Raw genomic sequence first — 21,046 nt, 5'->3', positions numbered from 1 at the left:
GGGTGGATCAGGATCGTTTAAGCTGGACCGTAGCTCCCTCAATTGCTGCTCATGCCCAGCTTCATTTCGCCGTTGCGCCGAAGAACCTGATCTGGTGCTTGTACTTGTTGTTGATTGTTGGCTCAATCTCAAGACGTAGCGTAACTAGCCCGTTTCTAGGGCGTTTTTACTCTCTTCGCTCGAGCGCAATCCTCTCGACAATCAGTCAACGAACCGAGCTATCGGCTTGACTTGTGGGTTTCGCGAGGACAAAGCTCGTCCAAATCGGCAACGCTTGCAGTCAACGACCAGGAGGTCGCCATGCATACCACCCTTGCCGATGTCGATCTGGCTTCTGATCAATGCGCTGCTCTTCGTGGGGATGATGCCCGTCGACAAGTCTGCCCGGTGACGCCAGCGAGAAGGCGCAAGCTCATATGCGGAGGAAAGCAGCATCGCTGCGTCCCGGTTTTTGACGCTGGCGCTGTCTGGCAGGCGCTTCGCCGACCCGCTGTGATGTCCGCTTGGCAAGCAATGTCGGCAACCGAACAGGGTCGTGCAGCTCCGAACGGCTGAAACTCACGACTCTTTAGCCGGCACGCAGCTTGCAATAAGGGGGCGCGACACAGCGTAAGCCGCGCTACGTCATGCGCTTGCGTGCTTTCCGCCGCTTCTGCTTGACGCGCCAGGGCCCGCGACTGTGGCCACTCGACCTCGGCCGGAGCAAGTCCCTGACGAAATCACTCCTATGCGCCACGTTGCTTTCGATTGCCTGCGCACGGCGCTTTCACACAAGCGAACGGATGCGGCGGTGACTGATGACCCATTCCTTTGGCTCGAGGAGATTGAAGGGCCAAGCGCGTTGGCTTGGGTTCGCGCCGAGAACGAGAAGACGCTCGGGGTACTCCAGTCGGATCCTCACTATCGGCGCTTCTACGAACAGGCGCTCTCCATCCTGCAGTCCAACGATCAAATCGCAGATGTTCGATCGGAAGAGCGCGGTTTGGAGAGTTTCTGGCGAGACGAGGACCACATACGCGGCGTCTGGCGGCGCACCACGCCTGAGAGCGATCGTAGTCAAGATCCAACGTGGGAGACCATCCTCGACGTGGACGCCTTGGCAGTCGCCGAGAAAAGAAACTGGGTCTTTCAAGGTGCGAACTGCCTTCCGCCTGAACAGCGCCTCTGCCTGATTAGTCTTTCCGATGGCGGCAAGGATGCCGCGTCCATATGAGAGTTCGACTGCGACGCCAAAACCTTCGTTGCGGATGGCTTTTATCTCCCAGAGGGCAAGCAGACGTCAGCTGGGTCGATGGTGACACACTCCTTGTTGCACGGGAGTGCGGTGAGGGGACTTTGACGCAAGCCGGCTACCCCTTTGTGGTGAAGGAGCTCAAACGCGCTCAGCCGCTCAGTGAGGCTCGCGAGATGTTTCGTGGCGAGCCCACCGACGTTCTGACGTCCCCCTTCGTGCTTCGTGACAGCGAGGGCAATATTCATGCGACCGGCGCGGGCCGCGCGATCAGCTCTTTTGAGTTCGAGTATGTGGTCTTTCGCCCCGACGGACCCGTCAAGCTCAATCTGCCGACGAAGGCCGCGATGAATGGCCTAGCGGGTGGTCGCCTGCTTGTAACGCTTGATGAAGATTGGACGCCGCCGGGCGATATCAGCTTCACCGCCGGATCGCTGATCTCGTATGACCTCAACGAATGGAAACAGGATCCGCTGCGCGCCAGACCATCGCTTGTTTTCCAACCTGGGCCCCGCCAGGCCCTGAGCGGGTGGGGCGCCACAAAGAATTTGTTGATACTGACGATCCTTGAGAACGTTCAGAGCAAAGCGTTCGTTTATAAGTACGATCGGGGAGCTTGGTCGGCGGCGTCGATCCCGCTACCGGAACATGCATATGTCAGCCTGTCAGGCATCTCCGATGAAGCGGACCAGGCCATGTTCACCGTCTCGAGCTATCTCAGCCAACCTCAGTCTGGTATTTTGATGCCGAAAGCAAAAACCTTAAGGAATTGAAGACGACACCGGCTGCCCTCGATGCGTCCAATCATGTCGTGGAGCAGCTCGAAGCCACTTCGCGCGATGGCACGTCAATTCCCTATTCTCTGGTACGGCCGAAAAACGCAAGGTTTGACGGCACAATTCCGACACTTCTCTATGGCTATGGCGGTGTCCTGGAGTCGCTTCTGCCCTCTTATCTGGGACCGGTCGGGCGGCTCTGGCTCGAACAGGGCAATGCCTATGTCGTGGCGAACCTGCGCGGGGGCGGCGAGTTTGGTCCAGAATGGCACCAAGCGGCGCAGGGAGCAACGAAGCAGACGACATGGGATGATTTCATTGCCGTTGCAGAGGACCTGATCCGCCGCAAGATCACGAGTCCACGCCGGCTAGGAGTCATTGGCGGCAGCCATGGCGGCCTGCTCGTTGGCGCTGCAATCACCGAACGTCCCGAGCTCTTCAACGCGGCGATCATCCAGGTGCCGCTGCTTGATATGCTTCGATACACCAAACTGGGCGCCGGCACCGCCTGGATCGGCGAGTACGGTGATCCCGCCATTGCCGAGCAGCGTGCGTGGATCGAACGCTACTCGCCCTACCAGAAGCTGGTCGCGGGCAACACCTATCCTGCTCCCTTAATTCTTACCTCCACCAAGGACGACCGCGCGCATCCAACGCATGGCCGCAAAGCTGCCGCGAAGCTCGCCGGGCTGGGCCAGCCTTACTTCTATTACGAGAACATCGACGGGGGACACAGCGCCGCGGCCATTCTCATGGAAGATGCGCGTCAACTGGCTCTTGAATACACCTATGCATCGAGGCGGCTTTGTTCTGAGTAAAGTCGGTGGACGGGCTGATCGAAGCAGACAAATAGAGACCATCGGTTATCTCAACCTCTTCACGGTGCTCAGCTGAATTCATCGAACCCAAGGCGAGAGGCTGATGAACCGCCGGCGGCGCGAGGAAGTTCGTCAGTAGTTACCGTTTTGAACAAGCTCCACAGTTGCCGAGCGGGTTTGCTGGCTTCCCAAATACAACATGACGAGCGGATAACTTGCCAAATGCGCTTTATTCAGGATTGTCTCGGCAGACCCTGCTCGTTCGATGGGACTCGACGTGCGGTTGACATCCGAAGGCGAACAGCCAAAGCGCAGCCCTGCGGGCCGTCTTCAAAGCACGTCAGGTAGCTTCAATACAGGCATGCGCGGATTGACAATCCTGCTCTAGGCTGCGCAAAGGAGTTCACGACCGCCCTGTTGTTCAACGTCGATGAAAACGATCCGCCGGCTCAGGATGAGCGCGGCATGTTCGAGGCTCCGCAAGCCTTCTGTAAGCCGGTCGCGCACGACGAGTGAGGCGAAGGTCAAACGTCATCTGGGCAGAAGCCTTGAGGCGAACTGTCGTCGACGTCAGGACGCTTTAGTCGCTTGCACAATGCGGCCTCAGCTAGACCACGCGGTGAAAAACGAGCACGTGACTAGCGCAGCGACTCGTCTCTTGCCGACCCTCTTGATGGCCGGGAGACTCTTCGCTAGATCACAACGGTTCACTATGGAGATGCTGCCGTGGCAATGGGTATTGTGAAGTGGTTCAACTCGACCAAAGGTTATGGCTTCATCAGGCCTGAGGACGGAAGTCCCGATGTCTTCGTGCACATCAGTGCCGTCGAAAAAGCCGGTTACACCACTCTCGAAGAGGGGGCCCGGGTAAGTTATCAGCTCAAGGCCGGGCGTTCGGGTAAGATGTCAGCTGAGGATCTCCGGGTTGGCTGATCCGACTCGCCTCCGGAAACTGCTCTCTGCAAAGCGGGTTCTCGCACCCCGTCGGGCGATGCCTTTGACGGCGCGCTGGGCGTTTGGCCTTTCTACGGTCGGGGGCGGCGGTCTTGCGGACCGGATCGCGCCGGCCCGGCGCGGTCTTACAATCAGGATCATCGGGGTATCCGAAAGGGCTTCTTCCGCCCAACGTTCGACGAACCGCTCCAACACGCAAACTCTAAAATCCCGGTCGATCAGAACTATCAGGATCGGCTGATGGAAGTCATGAGAACGGCGATCTAGCTGGAAGCCTGGAAAACCTTATCCCCACTCCGGCACTTAACTTCTAAGCCTTCAATCGGAATTCGCAGATGTAGAGCGAGATCGCCCGCGCCAGTACTCGTCAGCATCATACAAAGGCGCGCGGCTGGCCCGACACGGCACGCGTTGGGGTGGTGCCGTTACATGGAATTGATCGGCAATTATCTCCGGTGGATCGCGTACGCGTGTCCTTTATCTCAGGCGCAAAAGCACAGCGCATCCCGAAATCCCTGCGCTTGGAGGAGATAGATAAATTGGCCCTCACTTCACGTTGCCTTTCAGCGTCCCAATGAAATTAAGCTGGTAGTGTCGTGTTGCGACATCCTCAAATCGGCGTTCGCAGGTGTGCCATGAACACGGCCTTTTCCTGGCGGCGATTTGGCTACTGCTAAACGAGCTCTTCTTTGTCGCACGATGCCCGCTCGCAAATCAGGCCGCCAACACTCAGGCCGCTAAGAGCTCACACGCCCTCTGTCCGAACGCAAGCGAGAAGCAGCCCCGCCGCAATTTCGCACTGCTGATGCGGTTCCGCGGTCGAACCGGCGGCCTCAAAGGGTGATGCCGAAACGTTACTCGGCGGACACCTGATTGTCACTTCAGAGCCAATGTCGGGAAACTGGCATGGCGATGCGGCACGATGCGGCGGAAACCTGCTGTTTGTCGGCGGCATGCTGCTTGCACAGATCGAGCTGCGAGTGGCGCGACACAGCGCGTGCACGGTCGCAACACGAATTTCGCTACCTTCGCCCACACGCAAGAACTTGTGGGCTCGGCCTGCGTGCCTGGTCCGAGGATAAGCCAAATGAAGAAGTCCCTTCTGCGCGCCGCGTTGCTCTCGATGATGTGTTTCACGGTCGCGCTGCTCCATGGGCAGTCTGGTGCGACTCCAGTGGACGATCCGTTCCTCTGGCTCGAGGAGGTCGAGGGACCGCGCGCATTGGCCTGGGCACAGGCCGAGAACGAAAAGACGCTCGGCTTGCTGCAATCGGATCCTCGCTACGATCGCTTTTACCGGGACGCGCTGACGATCCTCCAGGCAAAAGACCGGATTCCGTTCGTTTCGCTGCAACGGCAAGGTCTCGAAAATTTCTGGCAAGACGAGAGCCATGTGCGCGGCATCTGGCGGCGCACTACGCTTGAGAGCTACCGCGGCCAGGATCCCCGATGGGAGACCATCCTGGACATTGACGCGCTCGCTCTCGCCGAGAACAAGAACTGGGTCTACAAGGGTCGCAGCTGCCTTGGGCGGCGCTGCCTCGTCAAACTCTCCGACGGTGGCAAGGACGCCGTGTCGATACGCGAGTTCGACAGCGAAGCCAAAAGCTTTGTTGCAGGTGGATTCCAACTGCCCGAGGGCAAGCAGAGCGTCAGCTGGATTGATCGTGACACCGTCCTTGTTGCACGTGATTGGGGCGAGGGGACCGCGACCGAGGCCGGCTTCCCTTTCGTGTTGAAGGAACTCAAGCGCGCTCAGCCGCTCGATCAGGCGCGCGAAGTCTTTCGCGGCCAGCACACCGACTTCAGGACCTTGCCGTTTGTGCTTGGTGAAGGGTGGATGGATGTAACCGGCGTGGTCCGTCAAATCAACGGCTTCGAGCGGCAGTATGTGCTGTTCGGGCCCGCCGGGCCGATCGAGCTCGATCTGCCGAAGAAGGCCTTGATCGTCGGCATCGCGAGTGGCCGGCTGCTTGTGAGACTGGACGAAGACTGGATCCGCTCCGGCGATACCAGCTTCAAGGCTGGCTCAATGATCTCGTATGATTTGGCCGAATGGAAGCAGCATCCGCTGCGTGCGAAACCCTCTGTCGTTTTCCAGCCGAACTGCCGGCAGGCACTCAGCGGATTTGGCAGCACCAGGAATTTCCTGGTCCTGACCATTCTTGATAACCTTCAAAGCAAGGCGTTCGTCTACAGGTACGATCAAGGTGCCTGGCTTGCCACACCAGTCCCGCTGCCGAAGAATGCGACCGTAAGCCTATCAGCCACTTCCGCGCAAAACGATGAAACGACATTTACCGTCTCTAACTATCTCACGCCAACATCGCTTTGGTACTTTGATGTCGAAAGCAAACGGCTCGAGCTTTTGAAGACGGCACCTGCGACGTTCGACGCATCGAAGCATGTCGTGGAGCAGCTCGAGGCGACTTCGCGCGATGGCACGCGGATCCCGTACTTTCTGGTGCGGCCCAGGAGCGCCAGATTTGACGGCTCGACCCCGACGCTTCTCTATGGTTATGGCGGGTTTCAGATTCCGCTTCTCCCCTCCTATGGAGGAGCTTTGGGTCGGCTATGGCTCGAACAGGGCAATGCGTACGTCGTTGCCAACCTGCGGGGAGGCGGCGAGTTCGGTCCACTATGGCACCGGGCTGGCCAGGGAGCAACGAAGCAAAAGACATGGGATGATTTTATCGCGGTCGCCGACGATCTGATCCGTCGGAAAGTCACAAGTCCGCACCGGCTCGGCGTGATCGGCGGCAGCCAAGGGGGCCTGCTGGTTGGCGCCGCAATAACCCAGCGCCCCGAGCTTTTCAACGCGGCGATCATAGGGGCGCCGCTGTTCGACATGCTTCGATTCACCTACTTGGGCGCGGGCGCGTCCTGGACCGCCGAGTATGGCGACCCGGCCATTCCCGAACAACGAGAGTGGATCGAAGCCTACTCGCCGTACCAAATGCTGGTACCGGGCAAGACCTACCCGGAGCCTTTCATTTTTACCTCCACCAAGGACGACCGCGTGCATCCTGCGCACGGCCGTAAGGCCGCCGCGAAGCTCGCTGCGCTCGGCCAATCTTATTTTTACTTTGAGAACATCGATGGGGGGCACAGCACTGCCGCAAATCTCATCGAACGTGCACGCCGGCTGGCTCTGGAATACACTTATGCATCCAGGCGGCTTTGCAACAACGCCGAGATTTTGCCGCCGAAAGCGCGGTAAACCTGTGCCACCTTCGCAATGAAGTGGAGATCTCAAAGTGCAGCGGACGATTGGGCTGATCGGAGGGATGAGCTGGGAAAGCACGGCCATCTATTACAAGGAAATCAATGAAATCGTCCGTCAGCGCCGCGGCGGTCTCGCCTCGGCAGACATCTTGCTGCGCTCGGTTGACTTCGGCTATATCGTCACCCTTCAGAACGCAGGAGATTGGAAGCAAGCCGCGGCTTATTTAACGAGGATAGCCCGGCAGTTGGTTGACGCGGGCGCCAGCTGCATCCTGATCTGCACCAATACGATGCATGTGATTGCCGACATTGTTGCTGCCGAGCTGAGTGTGCCGCTCATCCACATCGTCGATGTGACCGCTGCGGCTCTTCTCGCTGCTTCCTTCAAGCGACCACTGTTGCTTGCGACGCGCTATACGATGGAGCAGCCGTTCTATTGTGATCGCCTGCGGCAGCGCTTCGGCCTTTCACCTGTCATACCGGGGGAGGGCGAGCGGAGCCGGATCCACAATGTCATCTTCGATGACCTGTGCTGCGGCACTGTTTCTGATCTGTCGCGCCAGGAAGTTATCGACATGATCGCGCGCGGTCGTACACGGGGCGCCGACGCCGTTATCCTCGGCTGCACGGAGATTGGGCTTCTCATCGGCCCGGAACATTCAGAATTACCGGTGTTCGATTCGGCGAGGCTGCACGCCACAGCGGCAGCTGATTTTGCTGAGGGTAAGCTGTCAGTTGGTGCCGTCTCCATAAACGCGCAGCGATGATCGTCTTGCCGATCGACACTTGATCTTGTCCTCGGTGATGCCGACCTCGGCCTTAGCCGGGGTCCCAACGCCATGGCGGGCAGCGCGGTCGCGCAATGCAATTGTCAGCTTGTGGCAAGATCAAACCGGCGTCCCGATCACGATGAGCTGCCGCCGCCTACAACATCGCCGAGATCGTTGTGGGGCCGGCAGCGCCGCTCGACACCGAGCGGACGCTAAGGAACATGCTTCGCTCGACGGAGATTAGCGCGGATTTTCCCGCCGGTCGTCTCGATTCTCCTTTTCAAGGAACCCAGTGCTCGGGGAGCAGAATTCCCGACCGGTAACTTTTTGGGCCGCTCACCGTTGGCTTGAGGTAAATGTTCCCGCCCGGTAACTTTATCCTTTCTTTCCATTGGAATGGTAACAAAAGTTCCTGATCGGTAACTTTTTCCTGGACATTTGCTGTTTCAACCCATAAAGTTCCCGTTCGGTAACTTATAACGAGAGAGCTATGAACAAGCCTCCAAACGGCACTCCCCCCTCGGGCGGAAACGAGGCTCCTGGCGAGACCGGTGTCGCCCGCCAAGCCGCCGAGTTCGCTGCAGCATTCGGTCGCCTCATCCAGAAAGAACGCAAACGCCAGGGCCTCCGGCAGGACGAGCTGGCCATGGTGAGCGGGACAGGAAAGCGCTTCATCGTCGACCTCGAGGCCGGAAAAAGCACCTGTCAGCTCGGGCGCAGCCTGCACGTGGCAAACGTGCTCGGGCTGCGCATCGAGGATGTTCTCAGGGATGCCCAAGCCCGCCGCGCGAACACTTCCGAGACACCGGACATTCCCGACAGCGACGAGGAGGAGCCTCATGGACCGTCTTCCGGTCTACTTTGAGACGCGAGAGGTCGGCTGGATCACGGCCGCCGACGAAGCGTCAGGCTTCACCTATGCCGAATCCTGGCGCGGGCTGACCGGCGCCTTCCCTGTGTCGCTCACCATGCCGCTCTCGCGGGCGTCGTACGATGCCTCGGTAATTCTGCCATGGGCGGCAAATCTGCTGCCGGAGAACGCAACTCTCGGGACCGTAGGTCATATGCTCGGCAAGTCGCCGGCCGATGTCATCGGTCTTCTTGCCGAGATGGGCCGCGACACCGCCGGCGCGCTCTCCGTCGGACAGCCTGGCACCGGGCTGATCGCCGGCAAATGGCGAGAGATCCCCGACAAGGCCTCCCTCGAGCGCATCCTCAATGAGCTACCCCACAAGCCCTTCCTCGTCGGCGAAGATGGCGTGTCGATGTCGCTTGCCGGTGTGCAGACGAAGCTCGCCGTCGCTCTGGATGGCGACACCCTGTACATACCGATCGACGGCGCGCCATCGACCCACATCATCAAGCCCGATGGCGAGCGCTTGCCTGGCGCCGTCCAGAACGAGGCATTCTGCCTGACGCTCGCGCGCATGATCGGAATCCCGACGCCGAAGGTGACGACCGGGACGGCAGGCGAACGTACCTACCTGCTGGTTGAGCGCTATGACCGGCGTCATGAGGGCAAGAGATGGCGGCGGCTGCATCAGGAGGACTTCTGCCAAGCCCTGGGCCGACCGCCAGCTGCCAAATACCAGAACAACGATAGAGGCCTAAAAGGACCATCATTGGCCGACATGGTCGGCGTGACCCAGCGCCACATGACAGCACAGGAGACCGCCCGCTTCGTCGATCTTGCAATCTTCAATCCGATGGTTTGGAACACGGATTCTCACGCCAAAAATTACTCGTTGATGCTATCGGCGCGCGGCGCCGCCATGGCGCCAGGCTACGATATCGTCTGTGCGGCGCCATATCCGAAGATCACCCGCAACATGGCGCAGAAGATCGGCGGGCAGAAGCAGGCTGACCAGCTCGGACGCAACCACTGGGAGCGCTTCGCCACCGACTGCAAGCTCTCTCCAGCGCAGACGATCCGGCGCGTCTCCGAGATTGCTCAGGCCGTGACGCAACATGCAATGGCGGCCAAGGCCGCGGTCGAAGCCATGCCTGCCGGCGGCGATCCCGTCCTGGACACAGTGGTCGAGGCGGTGATTTCGCGCGCACGCGGCTACCTAGAGCGCCTGAAGCAAGCGGAGCCAGCGCCGGAAGGCGCAGCAGCCCCATCGCCCTAGGAATAGACGCATGTGGCGAGAAAGCCGAGCCCGCCTGCCTCACCGCCGGAAAACGTGGCTGCACTGCGCTCAAGGCTTCCGGGGGGAGGTGCCCGACGATTTTCCGCACAAGGATACGATTATCGCACTCGAGGCGCTGCTCGAAATCGACAACAAAGATTTCACCCAGTAGGCCCCGATCTTCCGCATCGCTTATGTAGCTTGGCGCGGCGCGCAGGATAGCAAGATGTCTGCTCCCGGCACGATATTCGCGACGTGGCGCGCGAAACCGCAAACGGCGGTTAATCGCAAGGCTATGATGCGTGCCGATCGAGTGGCAGACGCCAGGCTACGGCGAGCTTCGTGCTGATGGTCGTAGCCTTCTTCGCCATCAAAGAGACGAACTCGGCAAGCCGCCGCGCCTCATGCTGGTAGTTGTCTCCAAATCCTTGTCTCCAAACGCTTGGCCCGCTCGCGTTGCGAATCGCGCAGTGGTCATTGGATGCGTACCAGCGGCGGCAGGGTCAGTGTGCGAGTCTTTGGATTTCTACCTCGTCAAAGATGCCGCTTACGACATGGCTCTCGCTTCGGAGTTGGCCGATCTCTGACAAAGTCGCGCCGGACCGGAGAAGCTCGCCAGCAAGGCGGTGTCGGAAGATATGGACCATGCAGCGGCGGACATATGACCTTACGTTCAATGGACCACAGGGGTACCGACATTGCGATTTTTCCCAGCATGAATTTTCCAGCGCCCACAAGCCCGGACGTTCTTGACGGGCATCATTGAGATCGAAAAAGAGGTTCGTTGAGCAGCTCATCGCGCATCCCACCATTGAAGCTGTCCATGAAACCATTCTGCATTGGCTTTCCTGGCGCGATGAAGTGCCAGTCGATAACCGGTCCTTGCTCCAGGCCAGCATGGCGTTGCCGGTGAACTCGGCGCCATGGTCAGACACGATCAGTCCTGGCTTGCCGCGTCGTGCGACGATCGCCGTCAGTTCGCGGGCGACGCGCCGTCCCGAGATCGATGTATCCGGAATGGCGCCAGACATTCCTTAGTCACGTCATCGACGATGTCGAGGATGCGGAAGCGCTGCGTGTTGGCGAACTGGTCGTGGACGAAGTCCAGCGACCAGCGAGCACTGGGCTGACCTTCATCAGCATATCGGGGGCTCGTCGCTTGCGGACAGTGAGCCATCCTCCCGGCAAACCCGGTAGATCCGGTTGAGCCTCCCGCCGCAGCAAGTCGAACGGCCGGCGGTATCCGAAATGCAGCCCATCGTTGGCGCGATCGCGCAATCGACCGGGCCGAGGCGTGTCTGGAGGGCGGCTGAAGCTGTAGCGGATCATCGTCCGATCAGCGCTGACGCGCGAACAGGCCCGCCGCTCCCCGAGAGAACGCCGCCCAATGTGCTGAGGTCTTCGCGCGCTACCAGCTGATCTCTGATCCGGCCGCTGACGCGCGATCGCTTCTGTACCCGCGGCCGGATCACCGGCCTCTGATCGCGTTAGGCGAGCCGTTTACGGATATCGAGCTGCACGCCTTCGCGCGATATGGATCGCAGTCGCGCTTAAAGGCTTAAACAATCCAGGACGCCCAGCCCTGGTGAGGTGGGGCACTTGCTATAGGTGTCCCGTCCATTTGGCGTCAGTGGAAAGGTTGAGCGCGCTACCGAGGAGTGACGCACGCGGATTCCTTCGTGCGCGGAGGAATTCTTACAGCGCGACCGCACCGTAATTGTACGGAGTTCACTTGGCATTTAGATACCGATAATTTGACCCTCGCCGGGGCTGGAATTTCATCCCGAAGTCGATTGCAACCGGCAAAGGGGTCGCTAAAGGGCGACCCCTTTTCGATTGTATCGCGCTGTTCGACTTCTTCGAGTCGCACATCACCGCCTGAAAACAAGGGGCGCTCACTCGCGATCGGCCTGCACGCGCATCCATTCCAATCTGATATCGATAAATCCCAAATTGGTATTAGCGTGATCATTGGCGGCGATGGCGTACCTGCAGTACCGCATGGGTACATCGATGCAGTTGATTTCTTCGATGAACTCCAGCGCGAAATGATGAAATTCGCTTGATATCTGCGGTGCCTGGCAGAAATTGACGAATTTTCCTCTTCGTGACGAGGTAAGTTTCCGTTCTGGACGGTGTCCGGCCGACGGGCCCGGGTCCAGATCAAGACTCAAGCCGAATGAGCTCACGCAGCAGCAGCTTTCGATCGATGCCGAGCAGCGAGGCTGCTTCGGATGCTCCGTACCAGAGTTTCTGACTCCGGAGTTGCAGAAGATGAAGTTGGGGGATCGTCGCGAAGGCTTTAAGTCTCTCCGAGGAGCGACAACTGGAAGTGATCGGGTACCTCGGCAATTCGGCTCGCTGCGATCGGGTTCCGTGAGAGTGACCAAAGTTGGTCGTCTCCAAAGCGATAGCTCCGATTCTTTGAACGAGCCGCGTGAATTGTGGGTTCGTTTTCGCGCTTGCACTTCCACTGCACAAGCTCGGAGCCCCGTTTGGCTACGACAACGAATCGGCTGTAATCGGGTCGATTTCTAAGGGGCCGAAAAGCAGTGCGATCCTATTGCATTGGTTACCACAAGGCCCGCGACTACTCTCCGGCCACGGCGGCGCTCCATGTTTTTAGCGATAATTCCATCGCGCGGCAGGATTGCTGCCTTCCGCAGTGAAGAGCCTCTTTACCATTATGGCGGCGTCTTACGTTGCGACGAGGCGGCAGTATCGACTACGAAGTCGATGTCGCAGCGGCCTGTCTTGGGCCGGTCTGACAACCAAAGTCGTCATCTGACGAAGGTCCTGGGCGGATAAACCGCGGTTGCGGCACGGTGTGTGTTCCCAGCCGATCGCCGCATTTGCGAGAATTTCGACGCGAGGTCGCTAGGAAAGCGGCTCGCAGGACTGGGGAGCTAGCTCAGATAAGACCTTGTCCGAACCGTTACCGAAGACACGCTGTCCGCAACATGGATAACGCGATACTCATGTTAAACGTGCCACCGAATCTTCGCGTCGCCCTCAAATTCGGCGGCCCCTTCGAGTCCTCATCGACAATCCCTTTCCGCGTTTGCGGATACTTGGTGACAACGCTCCGCTCAAGATTGCGATAAAAGGATTTTACTAGTTTGTTCTGATTGGAATTAAGCGAGTCCTGTTGTGAGCACTTTCCAATTTATCCATACCGGCGACATACATCTGGACAGCCCCCTGAGAGGCCTGAGCGGACAGGAGGGGCCAGCGGCCGAGCGCATTCGAACGGCGACCCGAACTGCCTTTGAGGACCTCATTACTCAGGCGATCGATAGACAGGCGGCTTTCGTGGTCATCGCCGGAGACCTCTACGACGGCGATTGGCGCGATTTTCACACCGGCCTGTTTTTCGTTCGGCAGATGGGTCGTTTGCGGGGGGCGAAAATCCCCGCCTTCGTGTTGCACGGCAATCATGACGCCGAAAGCCAAATCACGAAGCGGCTGACGCTTCCTGACAATGTTGAGGTGTTTAGCTATCGAAAGCCCCAAACTTTCAAGCTCGATGATTGCCGCGTCGCCCTTCACGGTCAAAGCTTCCGCCTGCAGGCGACGACGGAAAATCTGGCAGCAGCCTATCCCGCGCCGATCAAAGGCTATTTCAACATCGGCGTGCTGCATACTGCACTCGGCGGAATGGGTGGTTCTCACGAGAACTACGCCCCTTGCACGCTCGAAGAGTTGGTTAACAAGGGGTACGACTATTGGGCGCTCGCGCACGTGCATCAGGGCGGCGTACTGCATCAAAATCCGCACGTGGTGTTTTGCGGCAATCTACAGGGGCGCCACATCCGCGAAGCCGGCCCGAAATCGGCGCAGCTCGTTACGGTCCAAGACGGAGCGATCGAAGGCGTTGAGCTGCTCCAAACGGATGTCGTGCGGTGGATGCATGTCGATGTACCGGTCAGTGGTAGCGCGCGGTTCGGGGATGTTGTAGATCAAATCAAACGTTCGATCGACGAGGCGGCCAAGAACGCAGAAGGCCGACTGCTGGCTTGTCGCATCAAACTAAGTGGCCCGACGGCTCTTCACGCCGAACTGATGGCGTCTGCGCCGCAATTGTTGGCTGAAGCGAGAGCCGCAGCACTGGCTCTTGGCGAAGAGGTTGCATGGATCGAACGTGTGATCAATGCGACCGTGCCTGCGACGGCAGTTTCTATCCAGTCAGCGGGCAGCGCGATCAACGATCTCAAAGTCCTGCTAGCTCAGGCTGCGGGGGATTCCGATCTCCAGGCAGAAATCGCGAACGATCTGGGCGACCTTGTCCGCAGGCTTCCTCACGACGCGGCACTTGATATTGACGATTGTCTTCTCGAAGCGGTGATCGCGAAACAATACTCGGTTGTGATTGAGCAGGCTGGCGAATATCTGAGCGCACGTCTGACCGCGGAAAGGCGTTGATCCGTGCGTATTCGTTCTCTTGACCTGATCCGTTACGGACATTTCACCGGCACGACGCTTCATTTTCCGTCAGGCGAACCTGACTTTCATATCGTGTATGGCGAGAATGAGGCTGGAAAGTCGACGACGATGTCGGCGATTGAAGATCTGCTCTTCGGTATTCCCGGGCAATCATCCCGTAATTTCCTGCATGAGAATGCGGCGCTGCGCATCGGCGCCGCCCTAGAACGCGACGGCGCGCTGCTTTCGGTCCGGCGTCGCAAGGGCAACAAGGACACGCTTCTCGGCCCGGACGATCTGCCGATTGCGGCTGGCGATGGCCTGCTTGCTCCTTTGCTCGGCGGGATGGACCGCGCGTTTTTCTGCCGGATGTTCTGTCTTGACCATGAGCGCCTGCGGGCTGGCGGACGGGATATCACCCAGGCCAAGGATGATATCGGCGCGGCATTGTTCGCCGCAGGGGCCGGTGTGTCAGGTCTCCGCGATCGGTTGGGTGCGATGCAGGCAGAGGCGGATGGGCTCTGGGCCAGCCGCAAGGCGGGACACCGAAAATACTACCAAGCGGAAGACCGCCTTAAAGAGGCTGATGCGGCGTTGCGTCAACACATGGTGAGCGCAAGCAAATGGCAGGAATTGAAATCCGCCCTTGAAGAGGCGCGCGGCCTTTGCAATCAGATCGAGAAGGAAATCGAAGAGCAAGTTTCCGAACTTGCAAAGATTTCTCGAGTCCGGCGCGTATATCGCGGTGTGCGTCGGCTTCAAGAGATTGAAACCGAGATAGTGGACCTCGGCGCGGTGGTCGAATTACCTCCCGACGCGGCTAGGCAATTTGAGGAGGCCTCGGGCGATAACGCTGCTGCAGAAGTGCGCATAAGCGCATTCCGCGAACAGATTGCAACAATCGGCGCGGAAATTTCCGGACTTGTGGTTGACGATAGCGTTCTGCTCCACCAAACGGAGATTGAACGCCTCTCGAACCGCAGCATACAGCTCTCTTCGGGCCGGACGGACTTACCGAAGCGGCGGGCCGAACTCGCCGCAGCGGAAGAAGGCCTGAAGCGCGCGGCGATTGAATTGGGTTGGACAGGTCCCGTCGCCGACCTGGTCGAGAGAATTCCGCCGCGGGCCAAGGTTGCAGCAGTCCGCGGACTGTTGACATCGCGTGGCAGCCGATTTGCCGCCGTTGATAGCGCTGAAGCAGCGCTAGAGGGCGCCAGCGAGAAACTCGCTGATATCCAGGCACGGATTGAAACGCTCGGAGCGCAGAAAGACCTTTCGGCGCTGGCTGGGGTCGTCGAGTCCATTCGTGCTTTTGGCGATCTCGATGCGCGTCTTCTGAGTATCCATCAAGAGCATCAGGATGCCGATAGATCATGTCAGCGGCAAATGGCTGATATGAATCCGCCTATCGTGAGTGAAACGAGTTTGCAGGCGTTGAAAAGTCCGGCGGAAGAGGCGGTAAGGGTGCATCGCGATGCTGCCCGCGAGCTTCAGGCGCGTATTCAGCGCCAGCAAGCTGTGACGCGTGAGCTGACCCGTACAGTCGAAAACAATCTAAAGTCTTATGCTCGTCTTGTGTCAGATGAAAGAATTGTCGGCGTTGAGGAGTTGAAGAAACTGCGCGAACGGCGGGATGCCGGATGGTCTATCATCAGGCGCAGACATGTCGACAAGATCATGGTGCCAGAATCGGAGGAGCTCGCTTTTACAAGCGGCGAGCCGCTGCTCAATGCGTATGTGAAGGCCATCGAAGACGCCGACGCCGCGGCGGACCGTCGTTTTCAGAATGCGCAGTCGACGGCTGCGGCCATGGTGCTGGCGCGGCAAATCGCTGAAGAGCAAGACGTCCTTGAATCCGCCAAGCAGGAGCTGTTTTCGTTAGCCGAAGAGCAGAAGGCATTGGCCGAGGCCTGGGCGATCCTGTGGAAACAGGTTACCGATAACCCGCGTTCTCCGGACGAAATGCTGGATTGGCTCGATGCAAGGGCTGGCGTGCTCGATCAAATCGCCAAGCGTGACGCCGCGCTTCATGCAGAGTCCTCGCTCCAGCAGCAAATTGCAAAAGCCAAGCAACAGCTCGCCAGCTTGATGGCGGACACGGCAATCGCAGCCTCGGCAGATAGTCTGCCGCTGAACGGAATTCTTGCGGCTGCCGAAGCGCGCCTCCGTATGGAGGAGGGCAACACACAAAAGAGGAATGAACTCGCGCTAGAGCAACGGAAGGTCGCAACAGAAGTCGAACGCAGGCGCGTGGCTGTTGAAAACGCTGCGAAAGAGCGTGATGTCTGGAATGCGCAATGGAGGGAGGCCCTGAGGGGTATCAATCTGTTACCCGAAGCCCCGCTTGAGACCATTCAAGCGCAAATCGAAGCAATCGATCAGATGCGGGAGACGTCTGCCAAGATCGCGGATTTGAAGCACGAGCGCATTGGAAAGATCGAGCGGGACATCACGGCGTTTACCGATGATGTCGAAAAGCTCGTAAATGCGATCGCGCCGCGGTTTTCCGGGCAGAATGCAGATGAAGCAATCCTCCAACTCCATGCGCAATTGAATGCGGCGAGGCAGACTGTCGTGTCCCGCGACGAAAAAGCTGAGGCGATGCAGGGCCTGCAGAAGAAATTGGAAGAATGCGACAAGTCCAGGACGGACGCCGAGGCGGTAATAGATCGCCTCAAGAGGGCCGCAGCCGTCGATTCGATCGACAGATTGCGAGCGGCTATTCTTCAGTCCGATCTACAACGCGCGCTTAGGGATGAGCGATCGCGCTTGCGGACCACGCTTGAGGCTGATGGCGATGGGCTTGGTGTCGAACAACTCGCCGAGGAATGCCGCAGCGCCGATCTCGATCAAACAACGGCTCGGGAGCAAACGCTGAAGGCAATACTCAAAGATGCCAGGGAACGCCAGCTGATCGCAATTCAGAGTCGCAATGATGCTGAGCGTTTGTTCGAAGCCGTCGGCGGCGACGCCGCTGCGGCCAAAGCTGCTGGTGATCGTCAGCTGGCTTTGGCCGAGATGAAGGAGGTGGCGGCGCAGTATGCGCGCGTTCGCTCCGCAACCATCATCCTGAGGTGGGCGATCGAGCGGTTTAGGCGCGAAAAGCAGGCACCATTGCTCAAACGGGCAGGGGAGCTGTTCTCTATTCTGACCGGCGGCTCGTTCCAACGCCTTACGCTCGAATACGACGAAAAAGATGTGCCACATCTGGCGGGCGTGCGTGGGGACGGTGGAGCGGTGCCCGTATCAGGTCTCAGCGAAGGAGCCGCCGATCAGCTCTTTTTCGCGCTGCGCATTGCTGCCGTTGAAGAGTATCTGATGCATGCTGCGCCGGTGCCATTTATTGCCGATGATCTGTTCATCAATTATGACGATGCGCGCGCCTCGGCCGGTTTCAGGCTGTTGCAACTGCTTGCGGAGAAAACGCAGGTGCTTTTCTTCACCCATCACCAGCACCTGCTTGATGTGGCGTCTACCGCGTTTGGCAGGAGTGTTTCGACGGCAATGCTGGAGCCTCGTCCACATCAAATGAAAAACGTTGCTTAGATGGATTGCAGAATGCAAGTCTCGAGATCATTATCTCTAACTACAAAAGCCGTCCGCGACGCGGAGTTTGCGTCGACATGCTTCTCGGACTTCCTTTTGGGGAAAATCAATCCGAGAAAGTTCACGGTCCTGCAGGCCCTTCGTCGTCTCGACACCAAGCGTAACCTGATCGGCTAAGGGCTAATTTCAGATTTAGCGAGGATGCAATCCTCGCCGAAATTGATCCATTCACTAAATCTCATAGGGATGACGACGGCTGTAGTGGATACAGTCGGCGTTGGCCGGGAAGGGACTGTATGGCGGCCAAGAGCGCGCCGGAGATCGCGCAGGAATTCGCGCAGGCGGCGCTCAGCGCCGCACCGGTGATCATTCTGGGCAGCGGCGCCTCGGCTGCGCACGGTGTGCCCGGCATGGGCGCCTTGGCGTTGCAGCTTTCCGCTGTCAAGCCGCCCACAAGCTGGACAGCAGACGAGAGGAGCGAATGGGATAAGTTCATCGCGCAGCTTGCGGCCGGCGATGATCTCGAAAGCGCCCTCCAGGCCGTGCGCCCGACGGAACGCCAGACCCAGTTCATCGCCAGCGAGACCCGCGCCTTCTTGCTGCCGCACGATCTTCGCGTCCTCCAGACGCTTGTGGCGGACCGGCGCGCGCTGCCGCTCTCGCGGCTGTACCTCCATCTCTTCGACAGCACGCACAAGACCGTTAATGTCGTCACGCCAAACTATGACCGGCTTGCCGAATATGCCGCGGACGCCGCCGATGTAAGCACGTTCACCGGCTTCAACTACGGTTATCTGCAATCGCGCGCCCGCGATTCGAACACGCGCATTTTCGTCAATCGGCAGGTGACCCGTACCGTTGCCGTCTGGAAAGTGCATGGCTCTCTCGACTGGTTCCAGGATTCCGCTGGCCAGATCATCGGCGTCCGCGGAATGCCCGACGTGCCGGCCGGATACTCGCCGCTGATGATCACGCCGGGAATCGACAAATACCGGCTGACACATGGCGAGCCGTTCCGAACGATCCTAGGCCGCAGCGATGCCGCGCTGGAGAACGCCCGCGCCTATTTCTGCGTTGGTTATGGCTTCAACGACGAGCATCTTCAGACCAAGCTGATCGAGCGTTGCGACCGCGATTCCGTCCCGCTTGTCGTGATTACCAAAGAGCTGACTACGTCCGCCCGGACCTTCCTCGGCGGCGGACGCTGCCGGCGCTATCTCGCGATCGAGGAGGGGACGATAGGCGCGCGCGCCTACATGCACGACGTGCCCAACGGGTTTGACGTAGATCAACCGATCTGGCGACTCGACCGCTTCCTCAATGAGATGACAGGAGTTTCCGCGTGAGCATTCTGAATTTTGCGGACGAAGAAGCGCTTGGCCGCGTCCAATCGGTCGACACGACCACGGTAATCGTCCACGTCGATGATGTCGAGGCGCTGCGGGCGCTGCAGGTGAACCGGCTGGTTGCGCTCCAGAGCAGCCTTGCCGGCCACAAGTTGATTGGCGTGATCCAAAAGATCATCCGTACCGCGCTCGGTGAAGCGAAGATCGCCGATGTCGAGCTAGGCGAGGCCGCGCATCCCGAAGTCAATCTGGTGCGGATTATGTTGATCGGCACGCTGCTCGATCGGGACGGACCGCGCGCCAATGTCTTCCGCCGGACGCTTGAGACCGTCCCGGAGATCGATGCCTGCTGCTTCGCTCTCGAAGGCGAGTGCCTTACGCGATTCATGGGCGTGATTTCGGAGGTGACCGGCGGCGCGCAGCGCCTGTCGCTTGGCGCCTATACGCTCGATCCCAACGCTCAGGCGTTCGTCAATGGCAATCGGTTGTTCCAGCGTCATGCGCTCATCGTGGGCAGCACCGGCTCGGGCAAGTCGTGGACGACCGCCCGCCTGCTCGAGCAAATCGCCGAGCTCGACAGCGCCAATGCCATCGTGTTCGACATGCACGGAGAATATGCGTCCATGGCTGGCGACGGTTTCGTCCATCTTCGTGTCGCGGGCCCAAGCGACATCGAAGCGGGGAAGGGGCTGAACGATGGTGTGCTGCATTTGCCCTATTGGCTTATGAGCTACGAGGCGCTTGTCTCGATGTTTGTTGACCGCTCCGATCAGAACGCCCCAAACCAGGCCATGATCATGTCGCGTACCGTCGTGGACGCCAAGACGGGCTTCCTGGAAGCCGGCGGTCATGTCGAGGTGCTCGCCAACTTCACGATCGACAGCCCGGTGCCTTTCAGGATGGAAACCGTGCTCGGCGAGCTCAACCGGCTCAACACAGAGATGGTACCGGGAGCCAGGACGGGGGAGAAGCAGGGCGATTTCCACAGCAAGCTCAGCCGGCTAATCCAGCGCCTCGAGGGCAAACGCACCGATCGGCGCCTCGGCTTCCTATTCCCTGCGTCCGGCGTGGCGGACAGCTATGATTGGCTCGATCGCGCAGTTGAGCTGCTGCTCGGTGGCAGGACGGCCAAAGGCGGCCACGGTGGCGTCAAGATCATCGACTTCTCCGAAGTTCCCTCCGACATTTTGCCGCTGATCGTCGGCATGGTCGCGCGCATGGCCTTCCACGTGCAGCAGTGGAGCGCGCAGGGGCTTCGCCATCCGGTGGCACTGTTCTGTGACGAGGCACATCTTTATATTCCACAGGATCCGACTTCGGGCGCCGCGGAGAATGCGATCGCTACCTTCGAGCGCATCGCCAAGGAGGGGCGGAAATATGGCGTCGGACTGGTGGTGATCAGCCAACGCCCCGCCGAAGTGAACCGCACGGTCGCCAGCCAGTGCAACAATCTCATCGCGATGCGGCTAACCAACGGTGACGACCAGGCCGTCGTGCGGCGGCTGCTGCCCGACAGCCTCGGCGGCTTCGGCGACCTGCTTCCGGTCCTCGACACGGGCGAAGCACTCGTCGTTGGCGATGCGATTCTACTGCCCACGCGTATCCGCATTGCCAAACCGATAAACGAACCGCTTAGCGGCACGATCCAGTTCTGGGATCGTTGGGCCGACCCAGCGGCTGCGGCGACGCTCGATAAGGCTGTCGAGAGCTGGCGCCGTCAGACGCTTGTCAAATAGTTGCCTTCCGGCAAGCCTCTGGCGCATCTCGATGCTGGGCCAAAAGTGACTCGCTCATCGACATTTGTGAAGTCTGAAGTGAGTTGTCGCTCG

14 protein-coding genes and 1 pseudogene are annotated in these 21,046 nt (G+C 59.3%); 13 read left to right on the top strand and 2 right to left on the bottom strand.

The genetic code is table 11. The annotated features are described in order from the left end of the window. Positions 1-727: 727 nt before the first annotated feature. From ACTEK7_RS12410 to ACTEK7_RS12370, 9 genes are all read left to right on the top strand, one after another. Positions 728-1,213, top strand: coding sequence for a hypothetical protein (locus ACTEK7_RS12410; protein ID WP_225129777.1), 486 nt, complete (start codon positions 728-730; stop codon positions 1,211-1,213). 122 nt (positions 1,214-1,335) lie between these two features. Next, entirely contained in the window at positions 1,336-2,004 is a 669-nt protein-coding gene (locus ACTEK7_RS12405; protein WP_225129775.1) for a beta-propeller domain-containing protein, read from the top strand. After that, on the top strand, positions 2,001-2,825 hold the full coding sequence (locus ACTEK7_RS12400) for a prolyl oligopeptidase family serine peptidase (protein WP_225129773.1): 825 nt from the start codon (positions 2,001-2,003) through the stop codon (positions 2,823-2,825). The genes ACTEK7_RS12405 and ACTEK7_RS12400 overlap by 4 nt, the downstream gene beginning before the upstream one ends. Positions 2,826-3,551: 726 nt before the next feature. Further along, positions 3,552-3,758, top strand: coding sequence for a cold-shock protein (locus ACTEK7_RS12395; protein ID WP_122406874.1), 207 nt, complete (start codon positions 3,552-3,554; stop codon positions 3,756-3,758). Positions 3,759-4,866: 1,108 nt separating this feature from the next. Next, positions 4,867-6,999 (top strand): prolyl oligopeptidase family serine peptidase, encoded by a 2,133-nt coding sequence (locus ACTEK7_RS12390; RefSeq protein WP_225129771.1) that lies wholly within the window; start codon positions 4,867-4,869, stop codon positions 6,997-6,999. 37 nt (positions 7,000-7,036) lie between these two features. Beyond that, positions 7,037-7,771, top strand: coding sequence for an aspartate/glutamate racemase family protein (locus tag ACTEK7_RS12385; RefSeq protein WP_225129769.1), 735 nt, complete (start codon positions 7,037-7,039; stop codon positions 7,769-7,771). 493 nt (positions 7,772-8,264) lie between these two features. Beyond that, positions 8,265-8,639: a helix-turn-helix domain-containing protein gene (locus tag ACTEK7_RS12380; RefSeq protein WP_463671674.1), complete on the top strand. Its 375-nt coding sequence runs from the start codon at positions 8,265-8,267 to the stop codon at positions 8,637-8,639. Then, positions 8,545-9,903, top strand: a complete 1,359-nt coding sequence (locus ACTEK7_RS12375; RefSeq protein ID WP_225147992.1) for a type II toxin-antitoxin system HipA family toxin — start codon at positions 8,545-8,547, stop codon at positions 9,901-9,903. Before ACTEK7_RS12380 ends, ACTEK7_RS12375 begins: the two co-directional genes overlap by 95 nt. 10 nt (positions 9,904-9,913) lie before the next feature. Further along, on the top strand, positions 9,914-10,075 hold the full coding sequence (locus ACTEK7_RS12370; protein WP_225129765.1) for a hypothetical protein: 162 nt from the start codon (positions 9,914-9,916) through the stop codon (positions 10,073-10,075). A 599-nt stretch (positions 10,076-10,674) separates the two neighbouring features. On the opposite strand, the pseudogene ACTEK7_RS12365 reads toward ACTEK7_RS12370, so the two are convergent. Both ACTEK7_RS12365 and ACTEK7_RS12360 read right to left on the bottom strand, forming a co-directional pair. Then, a pseudogene (locus tag ACTEK7_RS12365) lies at positions 10,675-11,277 on the bottom strand (DDE-type integrase/transposase/recombinase); the annotation flags it as partial. Between the two features lie 521 nt (positions 11,278-11,798). Further along, entirely contained in the window at positions 11,799-12,077 is a 279-nt protein-coding gene (locus ACTEK7_RS12360; protein WP_225129763.1) for a hypothetical protein, read from the bottom strand. 976 nt (positions 12,078-13,053) lie between these two features. Between ACTEK7_RS12360 and ACTEK7_RS12355 the strand changes: the two genes are divergently transcribed. From ACTEK7_RS12355 to ACTEK7_RS12340, 4 genes are all read left to right on the top strand, one after another. Further along, positions 13,054-14,325, top strand: coding sequence for a metallophosphoesterase family protein (locus ACTEK7_RS12355; protein WP_225129761.1), 1,272 nt, complete (start codon positions 13,054-13,056; stop codon positions 14,323-14,325). Between the two features lie 3 nt (positions 14,326-14,328). Beyond that, entirely contained in the window at positions 14,329-17,871 is a 3,543-nt protein-coding gene (locus tag ACTEK7_RS12350) for an AAA family ATPase (protein ID WP_225129759.1), read from the top strand. Positions 17,872-18,167: 296 nt separating this feature from the next. After that, positions 18,168-19,217 carry an SIR2 family protein gene (locus ACTEK7_RS12345; RefSeq protein WP_225129757.1) on the top strand — a complete coding sequence of 350 codons (1,050 nt, stop codon included), beginning with the start codon at positions 18,168-18,170 and terminating at the stop codon, positions 19,215-19,217. Beyond that, entirely contained in the window at positions 19,214-20,953 is a 1,740-nt protein-coding gene (locus tag ACTEK7_RS12340) for an ATP-binding protein (RefSeq protein ID WP_225129755.1), read from the top strand. Before ACTEK7_RS12345 ends, ACTEK7_RS12340 begins: the two co-directional genes overlap by 4 nt. Positions 20,954-21,046 lie beyond the last annotated feature (93 nt).

Source organism: Bradyrhizobium sp. JHI2711 (genome assembly GCF_056156565.1).
The sequence above is the reverse complement of the archived record's forward strand: the minus strand, read 5'-3'. Positions and strand labels throughout refer to the sequence as shown.